At 31.2% G+C, this 800-nt stretch carries 1 protein-coding gene; it reads right to left on the reverse strand.

Features of this window, described 5'->3' with window-relative positions:
* Positions 1-233: 233 nt before the first annotated feature.
* Positions 234-800: hypothetical protein (locus tag M4I21_RS03995; RefSeq protein WP_249557825.1), on the reverse strand; the 567-nt coding region annotated here is incomplete at its 5' end.

Genomic DNA, 800 nt, shown 5'->3' on the forward strand with positions numbered 1-800 from the left:
TGGGGATGTCATTTACTAAAACCTCGTAGGTACAATACTCTTGGTTTATACGGAGCAAATACATAGGTTGCTCATTATACTTAGGCATAGCTTGCCACATTTTGTCTGTAACATTCTGTATGGTAATACTATCTTGGTCTGTAGTGTTCATATTTTTGGTAGTTTTAGTATTTTGGGCGCAGCTCACCCAAAACACTAAAAACCAACTATAGAAAAATATTTTTTTAAGCATATTATTTTATCATTTCTAACTGTATGTCTTCATCTTTACCCGTGTAGTTGTCTTTATCCATATATAAATACACACCTAGAAAACGAGCCCTGCTCTTATTGTTAAATAAAAAATATAAGGCAGATTGACCTCTTAAACGAGAGTCTACATCTAAATGACTACTATGCTTTAGAGTTGCTATTTTTCCATCTCCAAAAAAAGCCAATTCATAGTTTTTTAATGGTTGAAATTCTTTGTTTTCTAAAGATACAGAATATACCATTTCATCATAAACTCTTTTAATTTCTTTTTTATTCCAATATTCAGAAGTACCTTCTCTTAATAATTGGTCAAAGTGCTCTTTAGATTTACTACTTTCATTTTTTTGATCGTGTAACTTCTTGTATGCTTCAAAGTAACTAATAATTTTTTGTTTTAAAAGTGTAGAATCTACCTTCCGTAAATCTATACCATTGCTCCAGCCTTCAAACTCAAAAGGCACTTCTGCTTTAAAAGTAAAACTAAACTCATAAAAAGCTAAACCTGCGCCAACAAATTCTTGGTTGTTATACCCTTCTGTTTTTACTAC

The sequence above is a fragment of the Cellulophaga sp. 20_2_10 genome (assembly GCF_023476645.1).
In the GTDB taxonomy this organism is placed as follows: domain Bacteria; phylum Bacteroidota; class Bacteroidia; order Flavobacteriales; family Flavobacteriaceae; genus Cellulophaga.